Source organism: Pseudomonas sp. P1_C12 (genome assembly GCF_056406435.1).
This window is the reverse complement of the sequence record NZ_JBFUAE010000004.1, coordinates 386,531-405,605: the sequence shown is the minus strand read 5'-3', so window position 1 is coordinate 405,605 and position 19,075 is coordinate 386,531. Positions and strand designations below refer to the sequence as shown.

18 protein-coding genes are annotated in these 19,075 nt (G+C 60.7%); 10 read left to right on the top strand and 8 right to left on the bottom strand.

The genetic code is table 11. The annotated features are described in order from the left end of the window. Positions 1 to 16 precede the first annotated feature (16 nt). Positions 17 to 475 carry a sigma D regulator gene (gene rsd, locus AC1D19_RS09175; RefSeq protein ID WP_477763015.1) on the top strand — a complete coding sequence of 153 codons (459 nt, stop codon included), beginning with the start codon at positions 17 to 19 and terminating at the stop codon, positions 473 to 475. 60 nt (positions 476 to 535) lie between these two features. Here rsd and AC1D19_RS09170 read toward each other — a convergent pair whose 3' ends face one another. Continuing rightward, the gene (locus AC1D19_RS09170; protein ID WP_477763014.1) at positions 536 to 1,201 is read right to left on the bottom strand and encodes an FKBP-type peptidyl-prolyl cis-trans isomerase; all 666 of its coding nucleotides are present in this window, start codon (positions 1,199 to 1,201) and stop codon (positions 536 to 538) included. Positions 1,202 to 1,393: 192 nt separating this feature from the next. Here AC1D19_RS09170 and AC1D19_RS09165 point away from each other — a divergent pair, with 192 nt between their 5' ends. Beyond that, positions 1,394 to 2,539 (top strand): AlgP family protein, encoded by a 1,146-nt coding sequence (locus AC1D19_RS09165; protein ID WP_477763013.1) that lies wholly within the window; start codon positions 1,394 to 1,396, stop codon positions 2,537 to 2,539. On the opposite strand, the gene AC1D19_RS09160 is transcribed toward AC1D19_RS09165, so the two are convergent. Further along, positions 2,536 to 3,000: a TIGR02444 family protein gene (locus AC1D19_RS09160; RefSeq protein WP_477754322.1), complete on the bottom strand. Its 465-nt coding sequence runs from the start codon at positions 2,998 to 3,000 to the stop codon at positions 2,536 to 2,538. The two genes, AC1D19_RS09165 and AC1D19_RS09160, sit on opposite strands and share 4 nt — an antisense overlap. A 50-nt stretch (positions 3,001 to 3,050) precedes the next feature. Here AC1D19_RS09160 and AC1D19_RS09155 point away from each other — a divergent pair, with 50 nt between their 5' ends. The 5 genes from AC1D19_RS09155 to AC1D19_RS09135 all read left to right on the top strand — a co-directional run bounded on the left by AC1D19_RS09155 (position 3,051) and on the right by AC1D19_RS09135 (position 8,932). Beyond that, complete coding sequence (locus AC1D19_RS09155) at positions 3,051 to 4,961, top strand: ATP-binding cassette domain-containing protein (protein WP_477763012.1); 1,911 nt, start codon at positions 3,051 to 3,053, stop codon at positions 4,959 to 4,961. Further along, on the top strand, positions 4,961 to 5,542 hold the full coding sequence (locus AC1D19_RS09150) for a mechanosensitive ion channel domain-containing protein (RefSeq protein WP_477763011.1): 582 nt from the start codon (positions 4,961 to 4,963) through the stop codon (positions 5,540 to 5,542). The genes AC1D19_RS09155 and AC1D19_RS09150 overlap by 1 nt, the downstream gene beginning before the upstream one ends. 194 nt (positions 5,543 to 5,736) lie before the next feature. Continuing rightward, positions 5,737 to 6,369 (top strand): homoserine/homoserine lactone efflux protein, encoded by a 633-nt coding sequence (gene rhtB / locus AC1D19_RS09145; RefSeq protein ID WP_477763010.1) that lies wholly within the window; start codon positions 5,737 to 5,739, stop codon positions 6,367 to 6,369. Positions 6,370 to 6,531: 162 nt separating this feature from the next. Continuing rightward, positions 6,532 to 8,430 carry an FTR1 family protein gene (locus tag AC1D19_RS09140; RefSeq protein WP_477763009.1) on the top strand — a complete coding sequence of 633 codons (1,899 nt, stop codon included), beginning with the start codon at positions 6,532 to 6,534 and terminating at the stop codon, positions 8,428 to 8,430. A 46-nt stretch (positions 8,431 to 8,476) separates the two neighbouring features. Next, a complete protein-coding gene (locus AC1D19_RS09135) occupies positions 8,477 to 8,932 on the top strand; it encodes a YaiI/YqxD family protein (RefSeq protein ID WP_477763008.1) in 456 nt (151 codons plus the stop codon). A gap of 86 nt (positions 8,933 to 9,018) precedes the next feature. On the opposite strand, the gene elbB is transcribed toward AC1D19_RS09135, so the two are convergent. Beyond that, on the bottom strand, positions 9,019 to 9,687 hold the full coding sequence (gene elbB / locus AC1D19_RS09130) for an isoprenoid biosynthesis glyoxalase ElbB (protein ID WP_477763007.1): 669 nt from the start codon (positions 9,685 to 9,687) through the stop codon (positions 9,019 to 9,021). Between the two features lie 115 nt (positions 9,688 to 9,802). On the opposite strand from elbB, the gene AC1D19_RS09125 reads away from it, so the two are divergent. After that, positions 9,803 to 11,038: a sterol desaturase family protein gene (locus tag AC1D19_RS09125; RefSeq protein WP_477754327.1), complete on the top strand. Its 1,236-nt coding sequence runs from the start codon at positions 9,803 to 9,805 to the stop codon at positions 11,036 to 11,038. On the opposite strand, the gene AC1D19_RS09120 is transcribed toward AC1D19_RS09125, so the two are convergent. Then, positions 11,019 to 11,651, bottom strand: a complete 633-nt coding sequence (locus AC1D19_RS09120; protein WP_477754328.1) for a DedA family protein — start codon at positions 11,649 to 11,651, stop codon at positions 11,019 to 11,021. The genes AC1D19_RS09125 and AC1D19_RS09120 overlap by 20 nt on opposite strands. A 205-nt stretch (positions 11,652 to 11,856) precedes the next feature. Between AC1D19_RS09120 and hemB the strand changes: the two genes are divergently transcribed. Both hemB and ppk1 read left to right on the top strand, forming a co-directional pair. Further along, positions 11,857 to 12,870 carry a porphobilinogen synthase gene (hemB, locus tag AC1D19_RS09115; RefSeq protein ID WP_007998953.1) on the top strand — a complete coding sequence of 338 codons (1,014 nt, stop codon included), beginning with the start codon at positions 11,857 to 11,859 and terminating at the stop codon, positions 12,868 to 12,870. 18 nt (positions 12,871 to 12,888) lie between these two features. Next, the gene (gene ppk1, locus AC1D19_RS09110; RefSeq protein ID WP_477763006.1) at positions 12,889 to 15,111 is read left to right on the top strand and encodes a polyphosphate kinase 1; all 2,223 of its coding nucleotides are present in this window, start codon (positions 12,889 to 12,891) and stop codon (positions 15,109 to 15,111) included. Positions 15,112 to 15,265: 154 nt separating this feature from the next. On the opposite strand, the gene ppx is transcribed toward ppk1, so the two are convergent. The 4 genes from ppx to AC1D19_RS09090 all read right to left on the bottom strand — a co-directional run bounded on the left by ppx (position 15,266) and on the right by AC1D19_RS09090 (position 19,065). Then, on the bottom strand, positions 15,266 to 16,768 hold the full coding sequence (ppx, locus tag AC1D19_RS09105) for an exopolyphosphatase (RefSeq protein ID WP_477763005.1): 1,503 nt from the start codon (positions 16,766 to 16,768) through the stop codon (positions 15,266 to 15,268). Positions 16,769 to 17,025: 257 nt separating this feature from the next. Then, entirely contained in the window at positions 17,026 to 17,763 is a 738-nt protein-coding gene (locus tag AC1D19_RS09100) for an amino acid ABC transporter ATP-binding protein (protein WP_477763004.1), read from the bottom strand. After that, positions 17,750 to 18,400 (bottom strand): amino acid ABC transporter permease, encoded by a 651-nt coding sequence (locus AC1D19_RS09095; protein WP_477763003.1) that lies wholly within the window; start codon positions 18,398 to 18,400, stop codon positions 17,750 to 17,752. Before AC1D19_RS09095 ends, AC1D19_RS09100 begins: the two co-directional genes overlap by 14 nt. After that, positions 18,397 to 19,065, bottom strand: a complete 669-nt coding sequence (locus AC1D19_RS09090; RefSeq protein WP_477759736.1) for an amino acid ABC transporter permease — start codon at positions 19,063 to 19,065, stop codon at positions 18,397 to 18,399. Before AC1D19_RS09090 ends, AC1D19_RS09095 begins: the two co-directional genes overlap by 4 nt. Positions 19,066 to 19,075: the final 10 nt, after the last annotated feature.

Genomic DNA, 19,075 nt, shown 5'->3' with positions numbered 1-19,075 from the left:
GGGAAGAGAGATCACCATGCTCGAAAGTTGTCAGAATGCTCAGGAACGCTGGGGTGGAGTGCACCTGCTGATCGATCGCTGGTTGCAGGAGCGCGAAGAGCTGATCGATGCATACGACAAGCTCGGTGCCGATCCAGAGGCACTGTCCACGAATCGCAAGCCATTGCAGGAGTTCTGCGGCGTGTTGGTCGATTATGTATCGGCCGGGCATTTCGAGATCTACGAACAGCTGACGGGGGAGGCCAAGGCCTTCAACGACAAGCGTGGGCTGGAGCTCGCCGAGACCATCTACCCGCGCATCGATGTCATCACTGAAAAGCTGCTTGCGTTCAATGACCTTTGCGACGAAGGCAAATGCGTTGCGCAGAAGTTCAAGGAACTGGGTAGCCTGTTGCACGAACGCTTCGAACTGGAAGACTGCCTGATCGAAGTGCTGCACACAGCCCACAAGGAAGCCGATTCGGTTCAGGCCTGAAGCACTTCCTGCAAGACCCCGAAACGGCGTGCCAAGGCACGCCGTTTTTCATTTCCGCTGTCAGCTGGTTGCACCGCGCAATTCGACTTCGAACACCAATGGAGTGAACGGTGCGATCACGTCGCCGGCACCGTCGGCGCCATAGGCTTGGGCCGACGGAATCACCAGTCGCCATTTCGCCCCGACCGGCATGTTTTGCAATGCACTGCGCCATCCGGCGATCACGCTGTCGAGACTGAACCATTGTGGCTGGCTGTTCTGATCGAACACCGTGCCATCGGGCAAGCGACCGATGTACAGCACCTGCACTTTGCCATTCGGTCCGGCCTTGGCACCAGTGCCTGGCGTCAACTCCTTCAGCAACACGCCATCAGCCAGTTCGCGCACGCCGGGCTTGGTCTTTTCTGTGGCGAGAAAACGCTGTTCCTTTTCCAGCGCCATTTCGCTTTGCGGCTCGGCTGACTGCATGGCGATCCGGGCTTCATGTTCGGTCAATATCTGCCGGATCTGCTCGTCCTTCAGCGCCAGCGGTTTGCCCTGATAGGCCTGCTGCAATCCTTCGACCAGCGCCTGGAGTTGCAGGTCGGGAGCCTCCTGGCGCAAGCGTTCGCCAAGGCTCGCACCCAGGCTGTAAGCGAGATCGCGGGCTTCATTTTCCTGTGTTGTCGCGGCGGCTTGGGCCGCCGAAAAAAACACGCACAGCGATAAAAAAAGGTAGCGCGACATGGGCACTCTCCGACCTGAATTGCGGGCGATTATGCCAGTGAGAATGCGCGCAACGGTGAACTGCTTTTGCGTCGCGGCAGAAGTTTTTCGATCCTTTGCAACGCGGGGCTTTCGATAGTGTCAACATGCCCTAGCGGCGGTTGCAGCAGAGGTCTAGTATGAGCCGCACTCACTTCAGCCAGGAGGTAAACCATGTCGGCCACCAAGAAGCCAGTAAACACTCCATTGCACCTGCTCCAACAACTCTCGGGCAGCCTGCTCGAGCACCTGGAAACCGCTTGTTCCGAAGCCTTGGCTGATGCTGAAAAACTGCTCGCCAAACTGGAAAAGCAGCGCGGAAAAGCGCAAGAAAAACTGCACAAGTCCCGCACCAAATTGCAGGACGCTGCGGCGGCCGGAAAAGCCAAGGCACAAGCCAAGGCCAAGGACGCAGTGGCCGACCTTGAAGAGCTGCTCGATGCCCTCAAGGATCGTCAATCGGAAACCCGCGGCTACATTCTGCAACTCAAGCGCGATGCCCAGGAAAGCCTGAAACTGGCCCAGGGCGTCGGTCGTGTACAAGAGGCTGTCGGCAAGGCGTTGTCCCTGCGTGCAGCCAAACCTGCTGCGGCACCTGCGAAGAAAGCCGCTGCCAAACCGGTTGCTGCAAAAGCACCGGCCAAGCCGGCCGCCAAAGCACCGGTGAAAGCCGCAGCCAAACCAGCAGCGAGAAAAGCAGTCGCTGCCAGCGCTGCGAAACCGGCTGTTAAAACGACGCCAGCCAAGCCTGCCGCAGCCAAATCTAGTGCTGCAAGAACTGCTGCTGTCAAACCCGCCGTGGCGAAAACCGCGGCTGCAAAACCAGCTGCAAAACCAGCTGCAAAAACGGCCGCTAAACCCGCAGCAAAACCCGCAGCCAGAACTGCAGCAGCGAAGCCTGCTGCGAAGCCGGCCGCCAAATCTGTCGCGGCTAAAACCGCTGCAAAACCTGCTGCGAAAACTGCGGCCAAACCCGCTGTAAAAGCAGCGGCCAAACCCGCTGTAAAAGCAGCGGCCAAGTCGGCCGCTAAACCGGCAGCCAAACCTGCTGCGGCTAAACCTGCCGCTGCTGCCAAACCGGCCACTGCCAAACCGGCCACCGCCAAACCCGCTGCCAAGCCAGCGGCGGCGAAGCCAGCTGCAAAACCAGCAGTGAAAAAACCTGTTGCCGCCAAGCCGGCCGCCGCGCCAGTTGCCAAGCCAGCCAACCCGGCTCCGGCAGCAACGTCTGCTTTAGCAGCAGCCACCTCGACAGCCACGCCAGCGCCAACGCCGGCCGCCGCATCGATCGCAGCAACCACCCCAACCAGCGCTTCCTAAGTGCCGGTTACCGCGACGCGCAGCTGATGCAGCGCGTCGCGGTCCAGGTGGGCGGCGCCTGCCGCCACACCATTGAGCCAGGCCGATAGATCGGTCGCCTCACCTTGCGGCCAACTCAACGCCGATCGTTCCAGTCGTACCAACAGATGTCGCTCGGCTTCCAGTTCGAGTGCCTTCACTTGCTCGCGCAAAGCATTCAGTTCGCCATCGTCGGCGGCAACGACTTTCCAATTCACCCGCAAGGCTCGCAGCGGTCGCACCACGTCTGCGTCCCACGGCTCGGCCACGCTACGCAGTTGCTGCAATCGGTGTTCGTTAAAGGCGACGCCACGTTCTCCCAGCCACAGTCCGCAGAGTAGCAAGCACACATTGATGCCCGCCGACTGCAATTGCAGGCATGCGGGTTCAACGCCGGGCTGGGCATAAGTACTAAGGGAAAAACTCCACAGGTCAGAGGACATAGTGCTACTCGCGCCAGTTGCGAGCGAAGCTGGTAGACTCCGCCGCCATTATGATTCGACTTCAGAACCTGACTTTACAGCGTGGCCCGCAACGTCTGCTAGAAGACGCCGAGCTGACCCTGCACGCCGGCCACAAAGCCGGCCTCATCGGTGCCAACGGCGCCGGCAAATCGAGCCTGTTCGCCTTGCTTCGGGGCGAGCTGCACCCGGACTCGGGTGATTGCTTCCTGCCGGCCGACTGGCGTATCGCCCACATGCGCCAGGAGGTCGACACCCTCGAACGCCTGGCGGTCGACTACGTGCTCGATGGCGACCTGCGCCTGCGCCAGGTGCAACGCGACCTGGCGGCAGCCGAAGCGGCCCATGACGGTGCCGCACAGGCCCGCCTGCACTCCGAACTCGACAGCGCCGACGGTTACACCGCCGACGCCCGGGCGCGCAAGTTGCTGGCCGGTCTCGGGTTCACCAATGAGCAGATGGATCGTCAGGTCGGGGATTTCTCCGGTGGCTGGCGGATGCGTCTGAACCTGGCACAGGCCTTGATGTGCCCATCGGACCTGCTGCTGCTCGACGAACCAACCAACCACCTGGACCTCGACGCCATCATCTGGCTCGAAGAATGGCTCAAGAGCTATCCCGGCACCTTGATGCTGATTTCCCACGACCGCGACTTCCTCGATGCCGTGGTCGATCACGTGGCCCACGTCGATCAGCGCAAGATCACCCTGTACCGCGGTGGCTACAGTGCCTTCGAGCGTGCCCGTGCCGAACGCCTGGCCCAGCAACAGCAGGCGTACGAGAAGCAGCAGGTGCAACGTGCGCACATGGAAAGCTACATCGCCCGCTTCAAGGCCCAGGCGACCAAGGCGCGTCAGGCCCAGAGCCGGATCAAGGCACTGGAGCGGATGGAAGAGCTGACCGCTGCCCACGTCGATTCGCCGTTCGACTTTGTCTTCCGTGAATCGCAGAAGATTTCCAGCCCGCTGATCGACCTGTCCGATGCCCGCCTGGGTTACGGCGACAAAGCCGTGCTGGAGAAGGTCAAGCTGCAACTGACCCCGGGTGCGCGAATCGGTCTGCTCGGCCCGAACGGTGCCGGTAAATCGACCCTGATCAAGAACCTTGCCGGTGAGCTCTCGCCATTGGCCGGTCGCTTGACCCGTGGCGAGAACACCGTGGTCGGTTACTTCGCCCAGCATCAACTCGATTCTCTGGATTCCAAGGCCAGCCCTTTGCTGCACTTGCAGCGCCTGGCGCCGACCGAGCGCGAACAGACCCTGCGCGACTTCCTCGGCGGTTTCGACTTCCGTGGCGCGCGAATCGACGAACCGGTACTGAATTTCTCCGGTGGAGAGAAAGCGCGCCTGGCGTTGGCCTTGATCGCCTGGGACCGACCGAACCTGTTGCTGCTCGACGAACCGACCAACCACCTGGACCTGGAAATGCGCCTGGCGTTGACCATGGCCCTGCAGGAATTCAGTGGTGCGGTACTGGTGGTCTCTCACGATCGTCACTTGCTCAAAAGCACCACCGACAATTTCTATCTGGTGGCGGACGGCAAAGTCGAAGAGTTCGACGGCGATCTGGAGGACTACACCCGCTGGCTGGTGGAGTATCGCCAGCGCAACGCCCCGGTCAGCAACACGCCGGTCAACCCGGACAAGACCGACAAGAAAGCCCAGCGTCAGGCCGCTGCTGCGTTGCGTCAGCAACTGGCACCGCACAAGCGCGAGGCTGACAAGCTCGAAGCCGAGCTGGGCAAGCTCCACGAAAAGCTGGCGAAAATCGACGCCAGTCTCGGCGACAGTGACATCTACGAACCGGCACGTAAGAACGAATTGCGTGATCTGCTAGCCGAACAGGCCAAGCTGAAGGTGCGTGAGGCGGAGCTGGAGGAAGCGTGGATGGAAGCCCTGGAATTGCTGGAAGGCATGCAGGCGGAGCTGGAGGCACTGTCCTGATGGACGCCTTCAAGCTGCCGCTGCCGGCGGTGTGGGTCGAGCCGATCTGGCTCGGCGTGCAAATCCTGCTGATCCTGCTCGCCGGTTACATCACCCAGCGCTTTGTTGCCAAATGCCTGACTCGTCTCGGTGAGCGCTACCCGTTTCCGCCGCAGTTGCTGATGCCGCTGCGCGGGGGCCTGCGCTGGCTGATCATGGGCAGTGCGTTGATTTTCGTGCTGGAGCGCCTCGGGGTTTCGGCCACGGTGCTCTGGACCGCGCTATCCGGTTTTGTCGCGGTCGCGGCGGTGGCGTTTTTCGCCATGTGGAGCGTGCTCTCCAATCTTCTCTGCGCGATTCTGATCTTTACCGTCGGTCCGTTCCGCCTCGGTGATGTGGTCGAGTTGGTGGACACCACCGACAAGCCTGGCGTCAAAGGCCGGGTGGTGGCGATCAACCTGCTGTACACCACGCTGATCGAGGCCGAAGAACTCGGCACTGGCAGCGCCATGGTGCAAGTGCCCAACAGTTTGTTCTTCCAGCGTTCGGTGCGGCGCTGGCGCGGGACGGATGTGTTTCCTTCCAGCGGATTTGAAAAGTAAGCCAGCTCAAGATCTAAAGATCGCAGCCTTCGGCAGCTCCTACATTGGAATGCGTTTCCCTGTAGGAGCTGCCGAAGGCTGCGATCTTTGCTTTTGGCTGTTAGCAGTCGCCATGTCCTGTAAAAAATCGGTAGTCATCCAATCAAAGCCGCATTAGCTTAGACATCTGTCACGAGTCTGAGTCGAGGTGTGCAATGGAGCTTGAAACATGGCTGGCGTTTTTTGCCGCCTGCTGGGTGATCAGCCTGTCCCCCGGTGCCGGCGCCATTGCGTCGATGTCCAGCGGTCTGCAATACGGATTCTGGCGCGGCTACTGGAACGCCCTGGGTCTGCAATTGGGCCTTGCAGTGCAGATCGCCATCGTCGGCGCCGGTGTGGGCGCGATTCTGACGGCGTCGGCCACAGCCTTTCTTGCGATCAAATGGTTTGGCGTGGCGTACCTGGTCTACCTCGCGATCAAGCAATGGCGTGCGCTGCCCAGCGATATGAGCGATGACGCGGCGGTGCGTCAGATCGGCAAGCCGATGGCCCTGGTGTTCCGTGGTTTCCTGGTGAACATCAGTAACCCCAAGGCGCTGGTGTTCATGCTGGCGGTGTTGCCGCAGTTCATCGATCCTCATGCTCCACTGCTGATTCAGTATCTGGTGATCGGCGTGACCATGATCTGCGTCGACTTGATCGTCATGGCCGGCTACACCGGTCTGGCGTCCAGGGTGTTGCGTCTGCTGCGCACACCGAAACAGCAAAAACGCATGAATCGGACCTTTGCCGGACTGTTCATCGGTGCGGCAGCATTCATGGCGACGCTGCGCAAAGCTGCGGTCTAAACCCGCAGAAATCCAGGAAGGCGACCCATGAGGTCGCCTTTTTCATTGGTGTATCAATACCTTGGAGAGCCCGTGATTTCACCGGAAGTCCCGACAATGCTTGAGCGAAACCCGTTGGGCGTTAACAATATGTAACTTCGTTTTTCAAATTGAGATTCATTCATGATTGCCCCCTCCCGTTTGCTGGCCTGGCTGTTGCTGCCGCTGTTCGCGGCGTGCAGCGTTCAACTGCTGGCCGCCCCCGCCGAAGGTGCGCCGCAGGCGCTGCACTTGCTCGATTACATCGGCGCGGATTACCCGGACACGGTGCAGGCGGGCAGCATCACGGACCAGGCCGGATTTCGCGCGCAACAAGAGTCGGTCAAGACGCTGGGAAGTCTGATTGCGGCCATGCCGGCCAAACCGGAAAAAGCCGCGCTGGAGCAAAGCCTGACCGCGCTGGGAAATTCCATCGGCGCCCGTCAGGACGGTGCTGATGTCACTCGCCAGGCCCGGCAACTCGGTGCAAAGCTGGCTGTGGCCTATGAAGTCAGCCAGGCCCCGGTCATTACGCCGGACCCGGCGCGTGGCGCGCCGTTGTACGCTCAGCATTGCTCGGTCTGCCATGGCGATACAGGGGCCGGCGATGGCCCGGCGGGCGTCGGGATGAAGCCACCGCCGTCCAACCTGCGCGATACCAAGCGGCTGGATCGACAGAGCCTCTACGCGATCTACAGCACCTTGGGTCTGGGCGTCGAGGGGACTGACATGCCGGCCTTTGCCGATCAACTGGATGATCGTCAGCGTTGGGACCTTGCCACCTATATCGCCAGCTTCAGTGTTGACCCGGCGACGGCCAAGGCTGAAAAGACCTACAACATCGCCGACCTGGCTCGTCAGACCCCGGCCGAAGTACAGACCGCCGAAGGCCCGCAAGCCACCGCAACCTTCCGTGCCCAGCGGGCGCAACCGCCGCAGGTCAAGCGTGGCCCGGCGCAACTGCTCGACTACACCGCAGCCACTCTGGACAAGAGCATCGCGGCGTATCGTACCGGTGAGCATGATCAGGCTTATGACTTATCCGTAGCGGCGTATCTGGAAGGCTTCGAGCTGGTTGAGAGCTCGCTGGATAACATTGACGCCAACGTGCGTAAAGACACTGAAAAATCCCTGATGGCCTACCGTCAGTCGTTGCAGGACGGTCTGCCGGTGAGCGAGGTCGAGCAGCGCCTGGACGTGACCAAGGCCAAGTTGAAGGCATCGGCCGGCCTGCTGGGCAACGACGGTTTGAGCTGGTCGCTGAGTTACATTTCCGGCCTGCTGATTCTGCTGCGCGAAGGTCTGGAAGCGATTCTGGTGCTGGCGGCGATCCTGGCTTTCCTGCGCAACACGGGTCAACAGGCGGCGGTACGCAGCGTCAACGCCGGTTGGGGGTTGGCGTTTTTGGCGGGACTGGGTACCTGGGCGCTGGCAGCCTATGTGATCGACGTCAGCGGTTCGCAGCGCGAATTGCTGGAAGGTGCGACGGCGTTGTTTGCCAGTGTCATGGTGTTGTGGCTGGGCGTGTGGATGCATGACCGTCGTCACGCGGCGGCCTGGCAGGATTACATCAAGACCAGCCTTGTGGGTGGCGGTGGGCGTTTCGGCTTTGCGACCCTGGCGTTTTTCTCGGTGTATCGCGAACTGTTCGAAGTGATTCTGTTCTACGAAACCCTGTGGTTGCAGGCAGGTCCGGCGGGGCATAACGCGGTGCTGGCCGGTGGGGCTACGGCGCTGGTGCTGCTGGTCGGCCTGGCCTGGGTGATTTTGCGCGGTTCGGCGAAGCTGCCGCTGGCGCTGTTCTTCAGCATCAACGCCGGTCTTTTGTGCGCCTTGTCGGTGGTGTTTGCCGGGCATGGAGTGAAAGCGCTGCAAGAAGCCGGGATCTTCGGCACTCGACCGGTGCCGTTCTTTGACTTTGAATGGTTGGGGATCCATGCCGATGCGTATTCGCTGAGTGCACAGGCTGTGGCGATTGCAGCAATCATCGTGTTGTATGGCCGTAGCCGGGTGGTTGAGAAGCAGCGGGTGCAGGTTTCTTAAAGGGCATTCGCTGCGCTCATATTCGCGGGCAATAGAGGAAAACATGATGCGTGTGTGGATCGATGCCGACGCCTGCCCACGGGCAGCCAAGGATCTGGTGGTGAAGTTCGCCCTCAAGCGCCAGTTCGAAGTGGTGCTGGTGGCCGGGCAGCCGCAAATCAAGCCGGGTCTGGCGCTGGTCAAGCTGATCGTGGTGCCGAGCGGCCCGGATGCAGCGGACGATTATCTGGTGGAACACGCGGTGCCCGGTGAGCTGGTGATCTGCAGCGACGTGCCATTGGCCGACCGTCTGGTGAAGAAGGGCGTGGCTGCGCTCGATCCGCGGGGCAAGGAGTTTGATGCGCAGAACATGGGGGAGCGGTTGGCGGTGCGCAACCTGTTCACCGATTTGCGCGAACAGGGGCAAATGGGTGGGGGGCCAGCGCCGTTCGGCGACCGTGAGAAGCAGGCGTTTGCTAATGCGCTGGACCGGATTTTGACCAGGTTATCCCGCAACGCCTGAAAAGATCGCAGCCTGCGGCAGCTCCTACAGGTATACACCGTCCCCTTGTAGGAGCTGCCGCAGGCTGCGATCTTTTGATCTTGTTTTTACGCATCGTTTTCGTGGGTCAGTTCCAGTACCCGGTCCACCAACTTGTTGATGCCCGATGCCGCTTCACTGATCGATTGCGCCAGCATATAGGCCGGTGTGCTCACCAGTTTGCGTGCCTTGTCCTCGACGATGTCACTGACCGCGCAATCGGCATGGGTGGCACCCATCTTGTTCATCGCGGCAGCGGTGTCGGTGTCATTGCCAATGGTGCAGGTCACGCCAGGGCCGTAGATCTTTGCCGCCAGGGCAGGGGAGATACACATCAACCCCACCGGCTTGCCGGCCTCGGCAAAGGCTTCGGTCAATGCCAGGACATCCGGTTGAACGGTGCAGCCAGCGCCTTCGATGGCGAAGTTGGACAGGTTCTTGGCCGAGCCGAAGCCGCCGGGCACGATCAGCGCATCGAACTCATCGACGTTCGCGTCACGGATATCCTTGATGTTGCCCCGGGCTATCCGTGCCGACTCCACCAGCACGTTGCGCGATTCAGGCATTTCTTCGCCGGTCAGGTGATTGATCACATGCAACTGCGCGATGTTCGGTGCGAAACACTGCACCTGGGCACCGCGCTGGTCCAGACGCAGCAGGGTGATGACGCTCTCGTGGAGCTCGGCGCCGTCGTACACGCCACAACCGGAAAGGATCACTGCAACTTTTTTGCTCATGGGCTTTTCTCCAGATTCATGGCGTTAAATGTCCACTAATTTGTCACTCGTTGCCATAGGGTTAATTCACGACTACACATAGCATCTGTCCTCAAGATTCCGGTCAGGGCGCGTCATGGACTTCATTCTGTATGCGGTGCCGTTTTTCTTTGTGCTGATCGCCGTCGAACTGCTGGCCGACCGTTGGCGCGGGGTCAGTAATTATCGGGTGGCGGACGCGATCAACAGCATCAGCACCGGCGTGCTGTCGACCACCACGGGGCTGCTGACCAAAGGCGTGGGGCTGGTGACCTACGCGTTCGCCCTCAAGTACCTGGCGCTGTTCGAACTGTCGGTCGACAGTGTGTGGGTCTGGGTGTTCGCCTTTGTCTTCTATGACTTCTGCTATTACTGGCTGCACCGCATGGGCCACGAGCGCAACATCCTCTGGGCCGCCCATTCGGTGCATCACCAGAGTGAGGACTACAACCTGTCCACGGCGTTGCGCCAGACCAGTACCGGATTCCTGCTGAGCTGGATCTTCTATCTGCCGATGGCCGTGTTCGGCGTGCCGCTGCTGATGTTCGTCAGCGTCGCGGCGCTCAACCTGCTCTACCAGTTCTGGGTGCACACCCGGCACATTCCCAAGCTTGGCTGGTTCGAATGGTTCTTTGTCACGCCGTCCAATCATCGGGCTCACCATGCACAGAACGCTCTCTACATGGATCGCAACTACGGCGGCGTGTTCATTATTTGGGACCGTCTGTTCGGCTCGTTCCAGGAAGAAGACGACAACGAGCCGGTAATCTTCGGCGTGACCACGCCGCTGGCGAGCTGGAATCCTGTGTGGGCAAACGTGCAGTTCTACGCGCAATTGTGGGCAGATGCGCGGCGTGCTGAGAGCACCTGGGACAAGCTGCGGATCTGGTTCATGCGCACCGGTTGGCGCCCGGCGGACGTGGCGGCCAAATACCCGATGAACAAGCCGGACCTGTCCTTGTTCCGCAAATTCGAGGTGCCGCTGGACGGGCGTCAGCAGCTTTATATCCTGCTGCAGTTCTGCGTCTACATCGCGCTGGGCAGCTACTTGATGAATCTTGAACCGAAACTGCCAGTCGCCGCCCTTATGTTGGGTTGGGGGGCGGTGGCGTTCGGTCTGTTTGTGCTGGGCGTGGCCCTGGAGAATCGCCCGTGGGCGTTGAAGCTGGAGTGGGTGCGGCTGGCGTCGAATCTGCCATTGGTATGGCTGGCCCCGATGGTGGGGTTGTGGCCGGCCAGTGCGGTGGGCTGGGTCGGCCTGCTCAGTTACAGCCTGTTGAGCGGAATCGGTCTCTACTGTTGCAGAAATCGCATTACTCGGTTGGCGTCGTAGGACCCTCGATTTTGGTTCGTTCGACCTTCATGGCTTGCTCGTCGGCGTAGACCTGCCTGGCCAGGCGGGCATTCTTGAAGCGCCGGCGCAGCCATAGCACGAATCCCAGGACCAGCAGGGCGCCGAGCACCCAGAGTTCGTACTTCTTCACACTGCCGAGCATGCCTTCGAGCACGGCGCCGAAATGGTACGCGGCCGCCGCCAATGCGGCGGCCCAGATCGCCGCGCCAATTCCGTTGAGCAGCAGGTAACGGCCCGGCGGATAGCCTGACAGCCCAATGGCCACCGGCATGACCGTGCGCAAACCGTAGACGAAGCGGAAGCTCAGCACCCAGATGTCCGGATGCTTGCGAATGTGTTCCAGCGCCCGGTCGCCCATCATTTGCCAGCGCGGTTTGCGCGCCAGCAGCTTGCGACCGTGCTTGCGTCCCAGGAAGTACCACAGTTGGTCGCCGGCATAGCTGCCGAAGAAGGCCACGACCACCACCAGGTTGATGTCCATGTATCCACGGAACGCGAGGAAGCCCGCGAGTACCAGAATGGTTTCGCCTTCGAAGAACGTGCCTAGAAAGAGGGCAAAGTAGCCGAAGTCATGCAGGAATTGTTGGAGCATTGTCTGGGTGCTGGCGAAATGAACGCGCAGCCTAACCCTTCGGACACATTCAGGAAAGTGTCCAAATGTGTCTCGACGTGAACATTTCCTACAAGGACAATGGAATGCGGCTACCTGTCGCAGCGTGCACATAACTGTAATACGTTCGTCATAATGGCCGCTTATAACTGTCACGCTCGCACGTCTGCGGGCTCAGGAGTCTGCCGTGAGCTTTACCCCCGCCAACCGTTTGTTCCCCGCAACCCGCCTGCGCCGCAACCGTCGTGATGACTTCTCGCGTCGTCTGGTCCGTGAAAATGTCCTGACCGTCGATGACCTGATCCTGCCGGTATTCGTGCTGGACGGTGAAAACCGTCGCGAAGCGGTGGCCTCGATGCCGGGTGTCGAACGCCTGACCATTGACCTGTTGCTGGAAGAGGCGGCCAAGTGGGTCGAGCTGGGGATTCCGGCGCTGGCGCTGTTCCCGGTAACACCCTCGGAGCTCAAGTCGCTGGACGCCGCCGAAGCGTGGAACCCGGAAGGCATCGCCCAACGCGCGACCCGTGCGCTGCGTGCGCAATTCCCTGAGCTGGGCGTGATCACCGACGTCGCCCTGGACCCGTTCACCACCCACGGCCAGGACGGCATTCTTGATGAAGTAGGCTACGTGCAGAACGACATCACCGTCGACGCACTGGTCAGGCAAGCCCTGTCCCACGCCGAAGCCGGCGCACAGGTCGTGGCGCCTTCGGACATGATGGACGGCCGCATCCAGGCGATCCGCGAAGCCCTCGAAGTGGCCGGTCACGTCAATGTGCGAATCATGGCTTACTCGGCCAAGTACGCCAGCGCTTATTACGGCCCGTTCCGCGATGCGGTCGGTTCGGCGCTGAACCTGGGCAAGGCCAACAAGGCCTCCTATCAGATGGACCCGGCCAACAGCAACGAAGCCCTGCACGAAGTGGCGGCGGACTTGTCAGAAGGCGCAGACATGGTCATGGTCAAGCCAGGCATGCCGTACCTGGACATCCTGTGCCGGGTAAAAGAAGAATTCAAAGTGCCGACGTTTGTTTATCAAGTCAGCGGCGAATACGCCATGCACATGGCGGCGATCCAGAATGGCTGGTTGAGCGAAGGGGTTATCCTCGAGTCCCTGACCGCTTTCAAACGTGCAGGGGCAGATGGCATCCTGACGTACTTTGCCGTTCGTGCTGCTCAATTGTTACGAGAGCAAAAATAGCCCTCCCAGGAACATTCGATGAATACCGAAGTGCTCACTGAAGTTGCCGTAAAAGACGCTCAACCTGTGGTGGAGCAAGTCGACGAGACCCCGCCGGAGCTGGAGCCGGCTCCGCCCGCGGCGGTCGTCGAGACCGCTGCGCCAGTGCCAGCGGTGGCCATCCCCGGTCTGGATGACAGCAGCCTGTACATCCACCGCGAGCTCTCGCAACTGCAGTTCAATATCCGCGTGCTGGAGCAGGCGCTGGACGAGTCCTACCCGTTGCTGGAGCGGCTGAAGTTTTTGCTGATCTTCTCCAGCAACCTGGACGAGTTCTTCGAAATTCGTGTCGCCGGCCTGAAGAAGCAGATCACTTTCGCCCGTGAACAGGCCGGTGCCGATGGTCTGCAACCGCACCAGGCCCTGGCTCGCATCAGTGAGCTGGTTCACGGTCACGTCGATCGTCAGTACGCAATCCTCAATGACATTCTGTTGCCGGAGCTGGAAAAGCATCAGGTCCGCTTCATCCGTCGCCGCAATTGGACGACCAAGCTCAAAACCTGGGTCCGCCGCTATTTCCGCGACGAGATCGCCCCGATCATCACCCCGATCGGCCTCGACCCGACGCACCCGTTCCCGTTGCTGGTGAACAAGAGCCTGAACTTCATCGTCGAACTCGAAGGTATCGACGCCTTCGGTCGCGATTCCGGTCTGGCGATCATCCCGGCGCCACGCCTGCTGCCGCGCATCATCAAGGTGCCGGAAGAAGTCGGCGGCGCAGGCGACAACTACGTGTTCCTGTCGTCGATGATCCACGCCCATGCCGATGACCTGTTCCAGGGGATGAAGGTCAAGGGCTGCTACCAGTTCCGCCTGACCCGGAACGCCGACCTGGCGCTGGATTCCGAAGATGTAGAAGACCTGGCCCGTGCCTTGCGCGGCGAGCTGTTCTCCCGTCGTTATGGCGATGCGGTACGTCTGGAAGTGGCTGATACCTGCCCGAAACACCTGTCCGACTACCTGCTCAAGCAGTTCAACCTGGCTGAGAGCGAGTTGTATCAGGTCAACGGTCCGGTGAACCTGACGCGGCTGTTCAGCATCACTGGCCTCGACAGCCAGCGCGAGTTGCAATACCTGCCGTTCACCCCGCAGATTCCGAAACTGCTGCAGAACAGCGAGAACATTTTCAGCGTGATCAGCAAGCAGGACATCCTGCTGCTGCACCCGTTCGAGTCGTTCACCCCGGTGGTCGACCTGCTGCGTCAGGCTGCCAAGGATCCGCACGTGCTGGCGGTGCGCCAGACGCTGTACCGTTCTGGCGCCAACTCGGAAATCGTCGATGCGCTGGTGGATGCGGCGCGTAATGGCAAGGAGGTCACCGCGGTGATCGAGTTGCGTGCACGTTTTGACGAAGAGTCCAACCTGCAACTGGCCAGCCGTCTGCAAGCGGCCGGTGCGGTGGTGATCTATGGCGTGGTCGGCTTCAAGACCCACGCCAAGATGATGCTGATCCTGCGTCGCGAGGCCGGCGAAATCGTGCGTTACGCGCACCTCGGCACGGGTAACTACCACGCCGGCAACGCCCGCCTGTACACCGACTACAGCTTGCTGACCTCCGACGACGCCTTGTGCGAAGACGTCGGCAAACTGTTCAGCCAGTTGATCGGCATGGGCAAGACGCTGCGCATGAAGAAGTTGCTACACGCGCCGTTCACCCTGAAAAAGGGCATGCTCGACATGATTGCCCGCGAAACCCAGTTCGCCCTCGACGGCAAACCGGCGCACATCATCGCCAAGTTCAACTCGCTGACCGATCCGAAGATCATCCGCGCGCTGTACAAGGCCAGCCAGTCAGGTGTGCGCATCGATCTGGTGGTGCGTGGCATGTGCTGCCTGCGACCGGGTATCGCCGGTGTTTCCCACAACATCCATGTGCGTTCGATCATTGGCCGTTTCCTGGAACACACCCGGGTCTTCTACTTCCTCAATGGCGGCGACGAGCAGATGTTCCTGTCCAGTGCCGACTGGATGGAACGCAACCTCGACAAGCGCGTCGAGACTTGCTTCCCGGTGGAAGGCAAGAAGCTGATCATGCGGGTCAAGAAAGAGCTGGAGTTGTATCTGACCGATAACACCCACAGCTGGAGCCTGCAGTCGGACGGTCGTTACATCCGTAACACACCGACCGGCAACCAGAACCCGCGCAGCGCCCAGGCGACATTGCTGGAGCGTTTGGGCAGTCCGATACTGGCTGTGCGTTAGAACAAGCCTCGGGTAAAAAATGGCGATCCCTGCGGATCGCCATTTTTGTGTCCGCCCTGTAGGAGCTGCCGCAGGCTGCGATCTTTTGATCTTAAAAAACAAGATCAAAGGATCGCAGCCTGCGGCAGCTCCTACAGGTTTGTGTCCATCATTATTAGCGAGCGCTCAACACGATATCGACCCGGGTCAGCCATTGTGCTTCAATTTCGAAGTCGGCCTGGGTCAGCTGGTTTTCGTCCAGCCAGTTCTCCGGGAACACTACTTCCAGGCTGTTGCCATAGGCGTTCAGCTCCACCTGGGGCATTTGCTGGGTGCCACGGATGTGGTGGAACAGGATTGCAAAGCGCAGCAGCACGCACAGGCGAATCAGCTTGATGCCGTCGTCGCCGAAATCGGCGAACTTGTCCTTGGGAATATTGCGGCGGTGGCCGCGCACCAGTAGTGCGAGCATCAATTGGTCTTCGCGGGAGAACCCGGCGAGGTCCGAGTGCTCGATCAGGTAGGCGCCGTGCTTGTGGTACTGGTAGTGGGCGATATCCAGGCCCACTTCATGGACCTTGGCCGCCCAGCCGAGCAGTTCGCGCCAGACGCCGTCTTCCAGATCCCAGTCCGCGGCCACCTGATCGAACGCATGCAGCGCCTTGCGCTCGACCCGTACCGCTTGCTCTTGATCGACGTGGTAGCGCTCCATCAGCGAAGTGAGGGTGCGCTCGCGCACGTCTTCGTGATGATGGCGGCCCAGCAGGTCATAGAGCACGCCTTCGCGCAGGGCGCCTTCGCAGTGATCCATGCGTTGCAGTTCGAGGGAATCGAAGATCGCTTCGAGGATCGCCAGGCCGGCCGGGAAAATCGCACGGCGATCCGGCTTGATACCATCGAAGTCGATTTTCTCGACGTCGCCGAGCTTGATCAGTTTGCGCTTGAGCCAGGCCAGGCCTTCGGCATTGACCTCGCCGGTGCCGTGACCGCCAGCCTTCAACGCCAGACCGATGGCGCGGATGGTGCCCGAGGAACCGATGGCTTCATCCCAGGTCAGGCGGTGCAAGGCGTGCTCGATGCTCATGATCTCCAGCCGCGCCGCCGTGTACGCCTGGGCGTAACGGGCCGGGGTGATCTTGCCGTCCTTGAAATAGCGCTGGGTGTAGCTGACGCAACCCATCTGCAGGCTTTCGCGCAGCAGCGGTTCGAAGCGCTGGCCAATGATGAATTCGGTACTGCCGCCGCCGATGTCGGCCACCAGGCGCTTGCCCGGGGTATCGGCGAGGGTGTGGGACACGCCGAGGTAGATCAGGCGCGCTTCTTCACGACCGGAGATGACTTCCACCGGGTGGCCGAGGATTTCTTCGGCGCGACGGATGAATTCGGCGCGGTTGCGGGCTTCACGCAAGGCGTTGGTGCCAACAATGCGAACGGCGCCGGTGGGCATACCGCTGATCAGTTGGGCGAAGCGCTTGAGGCAGTCGAGCCCGCGCTGCATCGATTCTTCGTTGAGATGGCGCTCTTCGTCGATGCCGGCGGCCAGCTGAACCTTCTCCCCGAGACGTTCGAGAATACGGATCTCGCCGTTCTGGGCCTTGGCCACGACCATGTGAAAGCTGTTGGAGCCCAGGTCGATTGCGGCGATCAGGGACAGATTCTTGGCTTGGGATTGCGGCATGGTCAGGGGTCTCGGTCGATAACCTCGACATCGTGCCACGATCACAGCCTGCCGCCAACGCGTAGGAGCTGCCGAAGGCTGCGATCTTTCACCATGGGACTCCAGTGGTGCGGCCACTGGCCTCTTCGCGGGCAAGCCCGCTCCCACAGGTTTTTGCAGCGAATACGCAATCGTATTTCAACAGAAGACCCTGTAGGAGCGGCGGTGCGGCGGTCCGACTTGCCCGCGAAGGCGGCGTCACTGGCACCAAAGATCTGTCAGGCCACCGCCTCAACCGTCCCGATGAAATTCGCCAGCTCCGCCGTCTGCGGATTGGCGAACAATACCTTCGGATCGCCTGTTTCATGCACCTTGCCCAGGTGCATGAACACCAGCTTGTCCCCAACTTCCCGGGCGAAGCGCATTTCGTGGGTGACCATGATCAGCGTCATGCCTTCCTTCGCCAGTTGCCGGACCACGCTCAGCACTTCATTGACCAGCTCCGGGTCCAGTGCCGAGGTGATTTCATCGCACAGCAGCACTTTCGGCGACATCGCCAGGGCACGGGCAATCGCCACCCGCTGTTGCTGCCCGCCGGACAGCCGATCAGGGAAGGCATCGAACTTTTCCCCCAGTCCGACCCTTTCCAGCATCTGTCGCGCCAGCTCGGCGGCCTTGGCTTTCGGTACTTTCTGCACCACTTGCGGCGCGAGCATCACGTTCTCACCCACGGTCAGGTGCGGGAACAGGTTGAACTGCTGGAATACCATGCCGACCTTCTGCCGCAGGCTGCGCAGATCGGCGCGGGCGGCGTCGAGGTATTCGCCGTCGACTTCGATCACGCCGTCGTTGATCGACTCCAGGCCGTTGAGGGTGCGCAGCAAGGTCGATTTGCCCGAACCGCTACGGCCGATGATCGCCACCACCTGGCCTTCCTCGACACTCAGGTCGATGCCTTTGAGCACATGGTGATCGCCGTAGTATTTATGCAGGGCGGAAATTCTAAGCAGAGGCATGCAGTCTCCTTTCCAGGTAGCGCGCACTGAGCGACAAGGGATAACAGAGCAGGAAATAGCCGAGAGCGACGAGGCCGTAGACCATGAAGGGTTCGAAGGTGGCGTTGGCGAGCATGCCGCCAGTCTTGGTCAGTTCGGTGAAACCGATGATCGAGGTGACGGCGGTGCCTTTGACCACTTGCACCGAGAAACCCACGGTCGGCGCCACGGCGATGCGCAACGCTTGGGGCAGGATCACATAGCGCAATTGTTCCAGCGGGGTCAGCGCCAGGCTCGACGAGGCTTCCCACTGGCCGTTGGGAATCGACTCGACGCAACCGCGCCAGATCTCCGCCAGGTAAGCGCTGGTGAACAGCGTCAGCGCGATCGCCGCTGCCATCCACGGCGAAATCTCCACCCCGGCCAGCGCCACGCCAAAAAACACCAGGAACAGCTGCATCAACAGCGGCGTGCCCTGGAACAGTTCGATATAAGTGCGAGCGAAACTGCGCGGCAGGGATTTATCCGAGATGCGCATGACCATGATTAGCAAGCCAATCAGCCCGCCGCCAATGAACGCCACCAGCGACAGCGCCAGCGTCCATTGCAGGCCGGTGAGCAGGTTGCGCACGATGTCCCAGAAGGTGAAATCGCTCATTGGCTGTTCCTCGCGATAAACCGATGCCCGATCCAGTTCAGCAATTGGCGGATCAGCAGCGCCATACACAGATAGAGCAGCGTGGTCAGGGCGTAGGTTTCAAAGGCTCGGAAGTTGCGAGATTGAATGAAGTTGGCCGCGAAGCTCAGCTCTTCAGTGGCAATCTGTGAACACACCGCCGAGCCGAGCATCACGATGATGATCTGGCTGCTCAGGGCTGGCCAGACCTTACCCAGCGCCGGCAGCAGCATCACGTGACGGAAGGCTTCGAAACGTGTCATCGCCAACGCCGCCGCGGCTTCCAACTGACCCCGGGGGATCGCCTGGATGCCAGCGCGGATAATCTCGGTCGAATAGGCTCCGAGGTTGATGACCATCGCCAGCACCGCCGCCTGCCATTCGGAAATCTGCACGCCCAGGGACGGCAAACCGAAGAAGATGAAAAATAACTGCACCAGGAATGGCGTGTTGCGGATCAGCTCGACGTAGACCGCGAAAACCCCCGCGAAAGGCCGGATGTTCCACGCCCGCACCAGCGCCCCGACGATGCCCAGCCCCACGCCGAGCACAGCGCCGATGGCGGTCAGCTCAAGGGTGAACAACGCACCGCGCAGCAACAGATCGGTGTTGTTCACCACCGGCAGGAAATCGAATTGATAAGCCATAAAACGTCTC